Here is a 12,839-nt window from a genome sequence, read left to right as displayed (position 1 = left end):
TTGAGTGTGCTGATCAGCCGTAAACACTGGGATAGCCTGCTGCTGGAAATCGAGGATGCGCGTCGCCAGCGTCATCTGCTCACCTACCGGGCGCTGATCGAGCGCCTGCAATTGCCGACTCCGGCGATGACCACCCTCACCGCGGCTCTCGAACACCTGGCATCGCTGGATGCGCGCTCGGGGCGTCCGTTGCGCAGTTCGCTGGTCATCAGCCAGGGCGCAAGCCGTTTGCCGCGCACCGGTTTCTTCGAGTGCGTGGAGCGCCTCGGGCGTTTTTCCGGTCCGCCAGACGGCCCGGCCGCGGCTGGCTGGCATGCGGCGGAAGTGGTCCGTGTCTTCGAATTCGAGTATCCCGATGAACTCTGAATGGATCTGGCGCCTGCGCGCCCGCCTCGGTTACGGCGTGGCCCGGCAGTTGCTGGGCTGGCCCTGGCTGGTCAAGCAGCCGCGAGCCTGGCAGTGGATGCAGGGGCAGTTCTCGCGCATGGCCAACCTCGGACACCGCGACGCCCAGGCGTTCTACGGTCACCTGCTGCTGTTCCGTGGACAGGGCTTCGGCGCGCGCGAGGAGGGCCTGCGCCTGCTGCGCCTGGCTGCCAGCGCGGGCGATGGGAAAGCGGCCTACCAGCTCGGCGTGCAGGCGCTCAAGGGCGACAGCCGGCAAGCGCCCGACGCGCTGGCAGCCAGCCGCCACTGGGCACTAGCGGCAGAGGCGGGCCACCCGCTGGCGGCGCGCAAGCTGGCGGAACTCTACCGCGATGGAGGCCCGGGCCTGGCGCCGGACAGCGAGCGCGCCGAGCACTATGCGCAACGGGCGTCCGCGCTCGGTCTCTAGCTGAACGAACGGTTCAGGCGGCCTCGATCAGGTGCAGGCTGTAGCCTGGCACCGCCTTGGCCTGGCGCTTGGCCTCGGAGGCCAGCGTCGCCAGGTGCGCGGCATCCATTCCCTGGCAGGCTTCGGCCGGTAGATGCACCACGCCGACGGACAATGACAGCAGCGGGTACTCCTCGCGCTGGCCATGGCGGTTGTGCGCAACGAAACAGCCGGCTTCCAGGTGCTCGCGGCTGTAGAAGCGCCGGCATTGGCTCTGGAAGGTTTCCAGCAACCGGTCGATCCGTGTGCGCCAGTCCTCGGGGCCGAGCACCAGCATGAAGTCGTCACCGCCGATATGGCCGACGAAGTCGCTGCCCGGGTCGATCCGTTCGCTCAGGCACTGTGCCAGGCACAGCAGGACCTCGTCGCCGCGGGCGTAGCCGTAGAGATCGTTGAAGGGTTTGAAGCTGTCGATGTCGATGTAGCAGATCACCGCCTCGCGCCTTTGTTGCAGCAGGCGTTCGAGGCATTGCTGGATCGGCACGTTGCCGGGAAGCAAGGTGAGCGGATTGGCGTGCCGCGCCTGCTGGAGCTTTTCCTCGGTGATCAGCCTGAGCACGTCGATCACCCGGCCCATGCCCGCATAGTGCCCGCCGCGGGTGACGATGAAATCTTCCTCGATACGCTGGCGTGCGCGGCTGGTCAGCAGGCGGCTGACCTGCTGCAGGGTCTGGCCGAGTTCCACGGCGAGAAAATCGTCGCTCATCAGGCGGCTGATCGGCTTGCGCAGGAACAGGTCGCAGGCGAAGGGCCGGAGCAAGGCGTCGGTGAGCGCGTGGCGATGGACGATGCCGATGGGACGCCCCTCTTCGTCGAGGATCGCCAGGGAGTTCAGGTTGGCCTGGCGGCGGAAGATTTCCACCACTTCCTGGGTCGAGGTGCGAACGTCGACCGCGCGCTGTTCCAGCAGCAGCGCACGCAGGTCGCCGTGCTCGTCGCTGGAAGACTGGCTGGGGGCGCCAGCGCTGGGCAGCATCTGTTGTACGTCGCTCGCCGGGTGTTCCTGCGGGCGGCCGAACAGATAGCCTTGCACCAGGTCGACCCCCATCTCGCTAAGCACCGCCAGTTCCTCGGGCAGTTCGATGCCTTCGGCGATGACCTGGGCGCGAGAGGCTCGGGCCATCTTCAGGATGGAGCCGACGAACTCGCGTTTCACGGTGTCCAGGTGGATGCCGTCGACGAAATGGCGGTCGATCTTCACGTAGTCCGGACGCAGTTCCGACCACAGGCGCAGGCTGGAGTAGCCAGCGCCGAGGTCGTCGAGGGCGATGGAGAAGCCCATGGCGCGATAGTGGTGCAGCGCGGTGTCGAGCAGGTCGAAGTCGTCGATGGGGGTCTGTTCGGTCAGTTCGATCACCACCCGGTTTGGCGAGATCCCCAGCTGTTGCAGCAATTGCAGGGTGCGGCCGGGCGGATGGCCGGCTTCGAGGAGGGACTCCGGGGAGACGTTGAGGAACAGCATGGCGTCGCCCTGGATGTCACGGAAGCGGCTGAAGGCGCGTTGTCGGCAGAGCAGTTCCAGTTCGCTCAGCCGTCCGCATTGGCGGGCCACGGCGAACAACGCCAGGGGCGAGTGCAGCGGGCTGTTGGACGGACCGCGGGTTAGCGCTTCGTAGCCGACCAGACGCCGTTCGGAAAGCGAGAGGATGGGTTGGAACAGGCAGTGCAGGTCGCCGTGGGCCAGGATGCTGTCCAGGGCGCTCAACTGCTCGGTGACGGTCATGGAACGCTCTCGTCGCAATGAAAAAGGGCCGGTTGTGCAACCGGCCCCGTATTTCACGACAGTCCCATGACTGTTTTATGACGCTCCCGCTGAACTCAGTGCTTGGCCACCGCCGAGTTGAGGTTCAGGTAGTCCAGCAGGATGTGCCCGGACTCGGTGAGGTAGGCGTCGTCCTGCGGCTTGGTCTTGTCGTCCTCTTCCGGCAGGGCGTTCTCGTCCTCGCGCTTGAGTTCCTTCAGCGGCTCCTGGCCCTTGGACTTGCGCAGGGCGTTCTCCATGGCCAACTGGCGGTTCTCGATGCTGGTCTGCTGGGCGCGGCGCTTGGCCTCGTTCAGGCTGACGGTCTTCTCCTTCATCAGCTCCTGTGCCAGCGCCAGGCGCTCGCGGGCGTAGACGAAGTCGGCGTTGTTCTCGGTGCGCGCGTCGTGCTGGGCCTTGAGTTGCGCGAGGAACGGCTTGAACGGGTTGGCCTCGTCCTTCACCACCGGGCGGATGGTGTCCCAGGGCATCGAGTCGGGCAGGGCGCTTTCGCCGATTTCCTTGTCGTCGACGATGGACGGGTAGCTGATGTCCGGGATCACGCCCTGGTGCTGGGTGCTCTGCCCGGAGACACGGTAGAACTTCGCCAGGGTCAGCTTCAGTTCGCCGTGGTTGAGCGGCTGGATGGTCTGCACGGTGCCCTTGCCGAAGGTCTGTCCACCGAGGATCAGCGCGCGGTGGTAGTCCTGCATGGCGCCGGCGAAGATCTCCGAGGCGGAGGCCGAGAGACGGTTGACCAGCACCGCCAGCGGGCCGGTATAGAAGGCCTTGCCTTCGTCGTCGTTGAGCACGTCGACGCGGCCGTCGCTGTTGCGCACCAGCACGGTCGGGCCCTGGTCGATGAACAGGCCGGTCAGCTCGGTGGCTTCCTGCAGGGAGCCGCCGCCGTTGTTGCGCAGGTCGAGGACGATGCCGTCGACCTTGTCCTTCTGCAACTCGGCGACCAGCTTCTTCACGTCGCGGGTGGTGCTCTTGTAGTTCGGGTCGCCGGCGCGGTAGGCCTTGAAGTCCAGGTAGAAGGCCGGCAGGTCGATCACGCCGAGCTTGTAGCTGCGGCCTTCGTGGTCGACCTTGATGATGGATTTCTTCGCCGCCTGGTCCTCCAGCTTCACCGCCTCGCGGGTGATGGCGACGATCTTGCTGGTCTGGTCGTTCGGCGCGTTACTCGCCGGAATCACTTCCAGGCGTACCTGGGAGCCTTTCGGCCCACGGATCAGCTTGACCACTTCATCCAGGCGCCAGCCGACCACGTCGACCATTTCGCCCTTGCCCTGGGCGACGCCGATGATCTTGTCGGAGGTGGCGATCTGCTTGCTCTTCGCCGCCGGGCCGGCCGGCACCAGGCGTACGACCTTGACGTAGTCGTTGTCGCTCTGCAGCACCGCGCCGATGCCTTCCAGCGAGAGGCTCATGTTGATGTCGAAGTTTTCCGCGTTGTCCGGCGACAGGTACTGGGTGTGCGGATCGTAGGACTGGGCGAAGGCGTTGATGTAGGCCTGGAAGATGTCTTCGCTGCGGGTCTGCTTCAGGCGCGACAGCTGGTTCTTGTAGCGCTTGGTGAGCTGTTCCTGGATCGCCTTGTCGTCCTTGCCGGTGATCTTCAGGCGCAGGACCTCGTCCTTCACCTTCTTGCGCCAGAGGTCGTCGAGCTCTGCGGTGTCCTTCGCCCAGGGGGCCTTCTCGCGGTCGATCAGCAGGCTCTCGTCGACGCTGAAGTCGATCTTGTCGACGCCCTTGTCGAGCATCGCCAGGGCGTAGTCGAGACGGCCTTTCAGGCGGTCGAGGTGACGCTTGTAGATGACGAAGCCGGGATCGAGATCGCCGCTCTTGAGGAAGTCGTCGAACCTGTTGCGCCAGCGATCGAACTCGGCGATGTCGCCGGCGGTGAAGTACATCCGCGCCGGATCGAGCATCTTCAGGTAGCTGTCGTAGATCTTGGCCGAGCGTTCATCGTTCAGCGGCGGCTTGTTGTAGTGGTGCCGCTTGAGCAGCTCCACCACGTTGAGGCTGGCGATGACCTGCTCGCGGTCCGGCTGCAGGCTGTCCCAGGAATTCTGGGCGCTGCCGACGGAGACGGCGGTCGAGGCGAACAGCGGCAGCGAACTGGCGCCGAGGAGGAGCAACAGGGCGGTACGGGGCAGAAAACGCTTCATGCTGATTCGACTGATCGCGGAGTAATGACGCATATTAGGCCTTATTAGCCGGCGCCGGGTTCCCTTGGCGCAATGCAAAAAGCCCGACTCTGGGTGATCGGGCCGTGACAACCTCACTATGGAGGCAGCGTGAACGCATTGCAAGGTATCGAAGGTCGTGTCGAGTGGTCGGAAATCGCCGCCCCGTCCTGCGGTCAGGGCGAAATCCGCATCCGCGTGGCGGCCGCCGGACTCAACCGCGCCGACCTGTTGCAGAAGGCCGGGCTCTACCCGCCGCCACCCGGCGCCAGCCCGGCGCTGGGGCTCGAGTGTGCGGGTGTGGTCAGCGAGGTGGGCGCGGGCAGCACCTGGCAGGTCGGCGATCGGGTCTGCGCGCTGCTCGCCGGCGGCGGCATGGCCGAGGAAGTGGTGGTGGACGCGCGCCACGTACTGCCGGTCCCGGCAGGGCTGAGCCTGGCGGAGGCGGCGGGGATTCCGGAGGTCTACGCCACGGCCTGGCTGAACCTGTTCCAACTGGCGGCGTTGCAGCCCGGCGAGAAAGTGCTGCTGCACGCCGGCGCCAGCGGCGTCGGTTCGGCCGGCATCCAACTGTGCAAGGCGTTCGGCAACCCCTGCTGGGTCAGCGTCGGTTCTGCCGAACGCCTGGCCTACTGCGAATCCCTGGGCGCCGCCGGTGGCGCGCTGCGCAAGCAGAGCCTGGAATCGCTGCGCGATTTTGCCCCGTTCGACGTGATCCTCGACCCGGTCGGTGCCCGCTATGCCGGGTTGAACCTGGAGCTGCTGCGGAGCGACGGGCGCTGGGTGATCATCGGCCTGATGGGCGGCCGCGAGGCGCAACTGGACCTGGCACAACTGCTAGGCAAGCGTATCCAGTTGACCGGCTCGACCCTGCGTACCCGCGATACCGAGTTCAAGGCGCAGTTGATCGCCGAGCTGGGGTTGAAGGTCTGGCCATTGTTCTCCGCCGGGAAACTCCGTGCGCAGCTGGAGCGAACCTTCCCGATCGGCGACGCCGAGGCGGCGTTCGAGGCGCTGGCGAGCAACCAGGTGCAGGGCAAGGTCGTGCTGGTGGTGGACCCATCGCTGGCCTGAGGAGCCGCTTCGGCACCGTCGAGGCGATGGAAAGCGCGATCCGCTCGCGCTTTCGCGGCGAGCCTGTCAGCGCCAGGCGTTGACCGGCCAGCCCATTTCCTTGGCGTAGGCGAGCAGGGTCGGGTCCGGATTGACCGTGTTCGGATGGCCGACCAGCTTCAGCAGCGGCAGGTCGTTGCGCGAGTCCGAATAGAACCAGGCGTCGGCCAGTTGGCGATCGTCTCCTTCCAGCAGGTCGAGCAGACGCAATACCTTGCCTTCGCGATAGGTGAGGGTGCCGAGGGTGCGGCCGGTGTAGTGTCCGTCGAGCACTTCGAGATCGATGGCGAGGACTTCGTCGACGCCGATCCGCGCCGCGATCGGCTTGACCAGGTGCACCCCGGATGCGGAGACGATCAGCACCCGGTCGTTGGCGCTGCGGTGGCGCGCCAGGCAGGCGCAGGCGTCGCTGTAGATCAGCGGCTCGATGACCTCCTCGACGTAGGCCTCCACTTCCCGCTCGACTTCCTCGACGCTGCGACCGATCAGCGGTTGCAGGGTGTAGTCCATGTACAGGTCCATGGACAGCTTGCCTTCGGCGTACTGCTCCATCAGTTCGGCGTCGCGGCGGACGAAGGATTCGTCGACCCAGCCGAGACTCGCCATGCGCTGGCTCCACAGGCTGGAGCAGTCGCCGTGGATCATGGTCTCGTCCAGGTCGAAGATCACCAGGCTCATCAAGCTACCTCTCGAATACTGTTGCGATCGATGACCAGCGTCAGCTGACTGCCGGCCGGATACAGGCGGTCTGCGCTGCGGTTGAGGACGTCGACGGTGAGTTCCACCCCGGCGGCCTCGACGCGGTAACGGATCACGTTGCCGAGCAGACTGTGCGAGCGTACCAGCGCCGGCACGCCTTCGCTCGGTTCGTTGCCCAGGCGCAGGGATTCCGGGCGGATCGCCACCTGGTGCGCGCAGGGCTGGCCGAGCAGGCGGCTGGCCTGTTCGGCGTCGAGCAGGTTGTAGTTGCCGATGAAGCCGGCGGCGAAGGCGTTTTCCGGCGCGGTGTAGAGGGTCTCCGCGTCGCCGCTCTGGACGATGCGTCCGGCGTTCATCAGGACGATGCGGTCGGACAGGGTCAGCGCTTCTTCCTGATCATGGGTGACGAACACCGTGGTCAGCCCCAGCTCCTGCTGGATGCGGCGGATCTGTTCGCGCAGGTGCTTGCGGATGCGCGCGTCGAGGGCCGACAGCGGCTCGTCGAGCAGCAGCAGGCGCGGGCGCGTCACCAGCGAGCGGGCCAGCGCCACCCGCTGGCACTGGCCGCCGGAGAGCTGGTGCGGGTAGCGTGCGGCGTACTCGCCCAGTTCCACCAGTTCGATGGCTTCGGCGACCCGCTGCTTCAGTTCCGCCGCCGGCACCTTCTGCATGCGCAGGCCGAAGGCGACGTTCTGTTGCACGGTCATGTTGGGGAACAGCGCGTAGCTCTGGAACACCATGGCGATCCCGCGCTTCTGCGGCGGCAAAGGCACCACATCCTCGCCGTCGATGAGGATGCGCCCGCTGTCGACCTCGGTCAGCCCGGCGATGCAGCGCAGCAGGGTGGACTTGCCGCAGCCGCTGGGGCCGAGCAGGGTGACGAACTCGCCGCGGGCGGCGGCGAAGTCGATATCGCGGAAGATGCTGGTGGCACCGTAGCTCTTGTCGAGCTGTTCGACGCTGACGAACGACATGATCAGGCCTTGTCCTTGTTCAGTCGGTTGGCCGCCCAGGTCAGGACCAGGACGAACACGAAGTAGGAGACCACCACTGCGCTGGTGTAGTGGCCGCTGCTGTTGCGCATGTTGTTGAGGAACACCTGCAGGGTCTCGTAGCGGGTACCGACCAGCAGGTTGGCGAAGACGAATTCGCCGATGAGGAAGGAGAACGACAGCAGCAGGGCCACCATCACGCCCTTGCGCAGGTTCGGCAGCACGACCAGCAGCGCCGCCTTCCAGGTGCTGGCGCCGAGCAGGTGGGCGGCGTCCATCAGGTCGCGCAGGTTGATCGCCTGCAGGTTGTTGGTGATCGCCCGGTACATGAACGGCAGGGCGATGGTGAAGTAGCAGCCGACCAGCACCCAGGGCGTGCCGATCATTTCCAGCGGCCCGCTGGCATAGAGTTGCAGCAGGCCCACCGAGGAGACGATCGGCGGCACCGCGAAGGGCAGCAGGATGAGCACGTTCATCACGCCGTCCAGGCGCGGGAAGTGGTAGTGGATGACGAACATCAGCGGCAGGATCAGCAACACGCTGAACGCCAGGGCGCCGAAGCAGACCAGCAGCGAGCGGGCGAAGGCCAGCAGGAAGCGCTGGTCGCTCCACAGCGTCAGGTACCACTTCAGGGTCAGGCCGTCCGGCAGCAGGGTCGCCGACCACTGGGTGGCCAGCGAGTAGAGCAGGGTCGCCGCCAGCGGCAGGACCAGGATCAGGAACAGCGCGCAGACCACCAGGCGATGGTAGAGCGCGGCAGGACGTCGATCAGCGCGCGACATGGTAGCTCCTGCGCAGCAGCCATTGGTGGACCAGGGTGATCAGGGTCATCAGGCCGACCAGCACCATGGCCAGGGCGCTGGCCATGTTCGGGTCGGGGAACACGTCGCCGGCGACCAGCGCGCCGATGCGGATCGGGATCACGTTGAAGTTGCCGGTGGTCAGCGAGTACACCGTGGCGTAGGCGCCGAGGGCGTTGGCCAGGAGGATGACGAAGGTGCCCAGCAGCGCCGGGGTCAGCACCGGGATGCCGATGTGTCGCCAGTACTGCCAGCCGTTGGCGCCGAGCAGCGCGGCGGACTCGCGCCAGTCCTCGCGCAGGGCGTCGAAGGCCGGGTAGAGCAGCATCACCCCGAGGGGGATCTGGAAATAGGTGTAGAGGATTATCAGGCCGGTCTTCGAGTAGAGATTGAAGTCGTCGATCCAGCCGGCCTGCTTGAGCAACAGGGTCAGCGCGCCGTTGAAGCCGAGCAGGATGATGAAGGCGAACGCCAGCGGTACCCCGGCGAAGTTGCTGGTCATGTTGGAGAAGGCCATGACGAAGTCGCGCAGGCGGCTGTCGACGTGGCGCAGCGAATGGCTGCCGAGCACCGCGATGAGCAGACCGAGCAGGCTCGACCAGCCGGCGATCTCCAGGCTATGGCGGATCGCCTGGCGGTAGAAGGGCGAGCCGAACAGCTCGAGGTAGTTGGCCAGGCTCCAGGCATCGCTGGCCTTCAGGCTGTTCAGCGCGACCCAGGCCAGCGGCGCTATCTGGAAAATCACGAAGAACGCCGCGAAGGGCAGCAGGAACAGCAGCGCCAGCCATTTGCCGGAGAGTCGTTTCATGGGGCGAGCAGCTCCCGGCAGACGGGTTTGTCGTGGGCGGCGCCGAGGATTTCGCAGAGCGTGCCGCAGAGGTCGGTCTGCAGCGGTTGCGCCAGGTCGTCGCGGCTGAAGGCGTCGCCGAAGACGAACAGCGGCACCTCGCGCTCCTCCTCGAGGATGCCGCCGTGGCTGCGGTCCTCGTTCATTCCGTGATCGGCGGTGATCGCCACCTGGTAGCCGGCCGCCAGCCACTGGTGCAGGTATTCCGACAGCAGCGCGTCGGCGCGCCGCGCGGCGTTGCGGTAGGCGGGGCTGGCGAGGCCGTGCCTGTGCCCGGCGTCGTCGATGTTCATCGAGTGGACCAGCATGAAGTTCGGTGCGTGCCGGCGGCGCAGGCTTTCCGCATCGGCGAACAGGTGCGAGTCCGGATAGTGGTCGTTCCAGTAGAAGTGTCCGCGCTGGATCGGCAGTGCGCTGTCGTCGGTGTGGCGGTCGCGGGCCGGGTCGAACGGCGTGCGGTTGTACAGTTCGCTGACCCAGTGGTAGGCCGCTGCCGCGGTACTCAGGCCGGCCGCGCGGGCGTAGTGGAACAGGCTCTGTTCCTGGCTCAGGCGGACCACGTCGTTGTGCAGGATGCCGCTATCGATCGGCGGCACTCCGGTGAGGATGCATTCGTAGAGCGGTCGGGACAGCGAAGGCAACTCGCATTCCAGGCGGTACGACTGGCCGCGGCCGGCGCCGCAGAGGGCCTGGAGATGCCCCATGCAGTCGCGGGCGACGCTGTGGTTGAGGCCGTCCAACAGGACGAGGATGACGTCGTGGCGCATTCGGGGTATCCGTCGATGCGGGGCGGCCGCCGGCTAGGGCGGCCGCGCTCCGCGTCACTGCATGTTGATGATCACCGCTTCCTGCCACTGCCGCGGCAGGCGCTTGGAGGTTTCCTCCCAGGCCTTGGCGTCCTTGATCGGCTGGGCCTTGGCGTACTGCTCGTTGGGCAGCAGTTGGGCCTTCACGTCGTCCGGCAGGGTCAGGCTCTCGGCGCGGATCGGGCGCGCGTTGCCCTTGGCCAGGTTGATCTGTCCGGCGTCGCTGAAGATGTACTCGCGGGCGAGCTTGGCGGCGTTCGGGTGCTTGGCGTACTTGTTGATGATGGTGGTGTAGCCGGAGATCACCGAGCCGTCCGAGGGGATCAGCACCTCGAAGCGCTCCGGGTCGATCTGCTGGCGGTAGCTGAGGCCGTTGAAGTCCCAGACGATGCCGACTTCGACCTCACCCTTTTCCAGGGTGGCGATCACCGGGTTGGTCAGCGACAGGCGGCCCTGCTTGGCGATCTTGCCGAAGAACTCCAGGCCCGGCTTGATGTTCTTCTCGTCGCCGCCGTTGGCGATGGCCGCGGCGAGCACCCCATTGACCGCCTGGGCGGCAGCGCTGACGTCGCCGATGGTGACCTTGTACTTGCCTTGCAGCAGGTCGGCCCAGCTGTGCGGTACGTCCTTCACCAGTTGTTTGTTGACGATGAAGGCGATGGTCCCGGTGTAGGCGAGCGCCCAGTGGCCGTCCTGGTCCTTGGCCCAGGCCGGGATCTGTTCCCAGGTGCTCGGCTTGTACGGCTGGCTGACGCCCTGCTGCACGGCGATGGGGCCGAAGGCGGCGCCGACGTCGCCGATGTCGGCGCTGGCGTTGTCCTTCTCGGCCTTGAACTTGGCCAGCTCCTGGGCCGAACTCATGTCGGTATCCATGTGCTTGAGCCCATACTTGCTCTCAAGGTCCTTCCAGGTGTCCTTCCAGTTCGCCCAGCTGTCGGGCATGCCGACGCTGTTGACCTGGCCTTCCTTGCGCGCGGCCTGTTCCAGCGCCTGCAGGTCCGCTTCAGCGGCCAACGCCAGGCCGCTGCCGAGGGCGATGGCGGTTCCCAGCAATGAAGCAAGCATGCGTTTCATTCGGTGCTCCTTCGTTCGAGAGGTTCGGTCGGGCAGCCTCGGGAGTTCTCGACGCTCCTTCGGGCGGGACTGCCGCGGGTGTGGTCTAGATCAGCAAGACCCAGGCCAATCTAGAGCCGCTGGATGACGGTTTCATGTCAGCTAGCCGCGCCTGGCATCGCCGCGGCTTGCATCCGCAGAAGCGTAGACCATGCTTAAGCCCTCGATTCCATGGGCGTCGGGCGCTTCCGGGAAGACCGCTGTCTTGTGCCTGTCACGTCCACGTCATCTGGGTTTCCTAGCATCGGACGAGCCGGAGGCGCAGGGCGGGCCGGTGGAAGTGCCCCTGATTGGGGCTGGACTAGACCAATAAGGAAGCAGTCGATGCGTGACGAAGCGCTACCCACCGTAACGGCGATCTGCCGGGCGCTCAGCGAGCAGATCGGCCATGGTCTGCTGCCGGCGGGTGGCAAGCTGCCGGCCGAGCGCAAGCTCAGCGAGCTGTTCGCGACGACCCGGATCACCCTGCGCGAGGCGCTGATCCAGCTGGAGTCGCAGGGCCTGATCTACCGCGAGGAGCGCCGCGGCTGGTTCGTCTCCCCCGAGCGGCTGGCCTACAACCCGCTGGTCCGCAGCCACTTCCATGCGATGGTCAGCGAACAGGGCCGGGTGCCGGCGACCGAGGTTCTGTCGGCCCGGCAGATGCCGGCGAGCGCGGCGGTCTGCGAGCTGCTGGAGCTGCCGGCGCTGTCCAGCGTCTACCAGATCCGCCGGGCGCGGCGGGTGGACGGGCGGCTGGTGCTGTATGTCGAGCACTACCTGAACGCGCAGTACTTCCCCGGAATCCTCGGCCACGACCTGACCCGCTCGCTGACCGAACTCTATGCCAGCGAGTACGGCATCCACTATGGGCGGGTGCGTTTCGACATGGTGCCCACTGCACTGCATGCCGAGGCTGCGGCGCCGCTGAAGGTGGCGGTGGGCAGCCCGGCTCTGCGCATCAGCCGGATCAACCGCGACCAGCGTGGTCGGCTGATCGACTGCGACCTGGAGTTCTGGCGCCACGACGCCATCCATATCAGCGTCGAGGTACCGCAGTAACGCCACGCGTCGACGACCTGCGGCACCTTCTGCGAGGATGGGCTCCCGGGAAAAGGAGCCCTCGCGTGTTCATACTGCCGATTTCGTCCGACCTGCACCTGGAGCTGCTCGACCAGCCGCGCGCCGAGGAACTGTTCCGCCTGGTGCGTGCCAACAGCGAGCACCTGGCGCCCTGGATGCCGTGGGTGCCACTGACGCAGAGCGCGGACGATACCCGCCGTTTCATTGGCGAAGGCCAGCGGTTGTGGGCGGAGCGCAGGAGTTGCCGCTGCGGGATCGTCGAATCCGGATGCCTGGTCGGCGTCATCGACCTGCACGATTTCACCGAGGACAGCCGCAGCGCCAGCATCGGCTACTGGCTGGCGGCGTCCGCGCAAGGGCGCGGGCTGCTCGCCAGGGCGCTGGGGAAGACGATCGAGCTGGGTTTCCTTGGCTACGACCTGCAGCGCCTGGTGATCCGCTGTTCCACCGAGAACCTGCGCAGCCAGCGCGCCGCCGAGCGCCAGGGCTTCCGGCGCGACGGAGTGATCCGGGCCAACGAGATCATCGCCGGGCGTGCCCACGACCATGCGATCTACACGCTGTTGCGCAGCGAATGGCACGCTGCGCACGCCTGAGTGG

Annotated in this window: 13 protein-coding genes; 5 read left to right on the top strand and 8 right to left on the bottom strand. The window is 66.3% G+C overall.

Features of this window, described 5'->3' with window-relative positions; genetic code table 11:
- A complete protein-coding gene (locus FOC67_RS17440) occupies nt 1-366 on the top strand; it encodes a hypothetical protein (protein WP_003114793.1) in 366 nt (121 codons plus the stop codon).
- A complete protein-coding gene (locus tag FOC67_RS17435) occupies nt 356-835 on the top strand; it encodes a sel1 repeat family protein (protein WP_003109166.1) in 480 nt (159 codons plus the stop codon). The genes FOC67_RS17440 and FOC67_RS17435 overlap by 11 nt, the downstream gene beginning before the upstream one ends.
- A 13-nt stretch (nt 836-848) precedes the next feature.
- On the opposite strand, the gene FOC67_RS17430 is transcribed toward FOC67_RS17435, so the two are convergent.
- Together FOC67_RS17430 and FOC67_RS17425 are read right to left on the bottom strand one after the other, a co-directional pair.
- Nucleotides 849-2,597, bottom strand: coding sequence for a bifunctional diguanylate cyclase/phosphodiesterase (locus FOC67_RS17430; RefSeq protein WP_003109167.1), 1,749 nt, complete (start codon nt 2,595-2,597; stop codon nt 849-851).
- Between the two features lie 95 nt (nt 2,598-2,692).
- A complete protein-coding gene (locus tag FOC67_RS17425) occupies nt 2,693-4,789 on the bottom strand; it encodes a carboxy terminal-processing peptidase (RefSeq protein ID WP_003091593.1) in 2,097 nt (698 codons plus the stop codon).
- 129 nt (nt 4,790-4,918) lie between these two features.
- Between FOC67_RS17425 and FOC67_RS17420 the strand changes: the two genes are divergently transcribed.
- Nucleotides 4,919-5,881: an NAD(P)H-quinone oxidoreductase gene (locus FOC67_RS17420; RefSeq protein WP_003091592.1), complete on the top strand. Its 963-nt coding sequence runs from the start codon at nt 4,919-4,921 to the stop codon at nt 5,879-5,881.
- A 66-nt stretch (nt 5,882-5,947) separates the two neighbouring features.
- Here FOC67_RS17420 and FOC67_RS17415 read toward each other — a convergent pair whose 3' ends face one another.
- The 6 genes from FOC67_RS17415 to FOC67_RS17390 are packed head-to-tail and all read right to left on the bottom strand — an operon-like array spanning nt 5,948 to nt 11,138.
- Complete coding sequence (locus FOC67_RS17415) at nt 5,948-6,565, bottom strand: HAD family phosphatase (protein ID WP_134568645.1); 618 nt, start codon at nt 6,563-6,565, stop codon at nt 5,948-5,950.
- Between the two features lie 32 nt (nt 6,566-6,597).
- Nucleotides 6,598-7,593 carry an ABC transporter ATP-binding protein gene (locus FOC67_RS17410; RefSeq protein ID WP_003091590.1) on the bottom strand — a complete coding sequence of 332 codons (996 nt, stop codon included), beginning with the start codon at nt 7,591-7,593 and terminating at the stop codon, nt 6,598-6,600.
- Between the two features lie 2 nt (nt 7,594-7,595).
- The gene (locus tag FOC67_RS17405) at nt 7,596-8,393 is read right to left on the bottom strand and encodes an ABC transporter permease (protein WP_003091589.1); all 798 of its coding nucleotides are present in this window, start codon (nt 8,391-8,393) and stop codon (nt 7,596-7,598) included.
- On the bottom strand, nt 8,380-9,219 hold the full coding sequence (locus tag FOC67_RS17400) for an ABC transporter permease subunit (RefSeq protein WP_003091588.1): 840 nt from the start codon (nt 9,217-9,219) through the stop codon (nt 8,380-8,382). Before FOC67_RS17400 ends, FOC67_RS17405 begins: the two co-directional genes overlap by 14 nt.
- A complete protein-coding gene (locus FOC67_RS17395) occupies nt 9,216-10,025 on the bottom strand; it encodes an alkaline phosphatase family protein (RefSeq protein WP_003138363.1) in 810 nt (269 codons plus the stop codon). The genes FOC67_RS17400 and FOC67_RS17395 overlap by 4 nt, the downstream gene beginning before the upstream one ends.
- Nucleotides 10,026-10,079: 54 nt before the next feature.
- Nucleotides 10,080-11,138, bottom strand: a complete 1,059-nt coding sequence (locus FOC67_RS17390) for an ABC transporter substrate-binding protein (RefSeq protein ID WP_003091586.1) — start codon at nt 11,136-11,138, stop codon at nt 10,080-10,082.
- 363 nt (nt 11,139-11,501) lie between these two features.
- On the opposite strand from FOC67_RS17390, the gene FOC67_RS17385 reads away from it, so the two are divergent.
- A complete protein-coding gene (locus tag FOC67_RS17385; protein ID WP_003091585.1) occupies nt 11,502-12,218 on the top strand; it encodes a UTRA domain-containing protein in 717 nt (238 codons plus the stop codon).
- A gap of 65 nt (nt 12,219-12,283) precedes the next feature.
- Nucleotides 12,284-12,835, top strand: coding sequence for a GNAT family N-acetyltransferase (locus tag FOC67_RS17380; protein WP_009313721.1), 552 nt, complete (start codon nt 12,284-12,286; stop codon nt 12,833-12,835).
- Nucleotides 12,836-12,839: the final 4 nt, after the last annotated feature.

It is taken from the genome of Pseudomonas sp. FDAARGOS_761, assembly GCF_013343155.1.
Taxonomy (GTDB): domain Bacteria; phylum Pseudomonadota; class Gammaproteobacteria; order Pseudomonadales; family Pseudomonadaceae; genus Pseudomonas; species Pseudomonas aeruginosa.
This window is presented reverse-complemented; position numbering and strand designations above follow the sequence as displayed.

Excerpts from the sequence above, each read along its gene's own strand:
- FOC67_RS17430 (WP_003109167.1), bottom strand. The coding sequence starts at position 2,597 with ATGACCGTCACCGAGCAGTTGAGCGCCCTGGACAGCATCCTGGCCCAC.
- FOC67_RS17415 (WP_134568645.1), bottom strand. The coding sequence starts at position 6,565 with ATGATCCACGGCGACTGCTCCAGCCTGTGGAGCCAGCGCATGGCGAGT.
- FOC67_RS17385 (WP_003091585.1), top strand. The coding sequence starts at position 11,502 with ATGCGTGACGAAGCGCTACCCACCGTAACGGCGATCTGCCGGGCGCTC.
- FOC67_RS17425 (WP_003091593.1), bottom strand. The coding sequence starts at position 4,789 with ATGAAGCGTTTTCTGCCCCGTACCGCCCTGTTGCTCCTCCTCGGCGCC.
- FOC67_RS17395 (WP_003138363.1), bottom strand. The coding sequence starts at position 10,025 with ATGCGCCACGACGTCATCCTCGTCCTGTTGGACGGCCTCAACCACAGC.
- FOC67_RS17390 (WP_003091586.1), bottom strand. The coding sequence starts at position 11,138 with ATGAAACGCATGCTTGCTTCATTGCTGGGAACCGCCATCGCCCTCGGC.
- FOC67_RS17435 (WP_003109166.1), top strand. The coding sequence starts at position 356 with ATGAACTCTGAATGGATCTGGCGCCTGCGCGCCCGCCTCGGTTACGGC.
- FOC67_RS17405 (WP_003091589.1), bottom strand. The coding sequence starts at position 8,393 with ATGTCGCGCGCTGATCGACGTCCTGCCGCGCTCTACCATCGCCTGGTG.
- FOC67_RS17400 (WP_003091588.1), bottom strand. The coding sequence starts at position 9,219 with ATGAAACGACTCTCCGGCAAATGGCTGGCGCTGCTGTTCCTGCTGCCC.
- FOC67_RS17410 (WP_003091590.1), bottom strand. The coding sequence starts at position 7,593 with ATGTCGTTCGTCAGCGTCGAACAGCTCGACAAGAGCTACGGTGCCACC.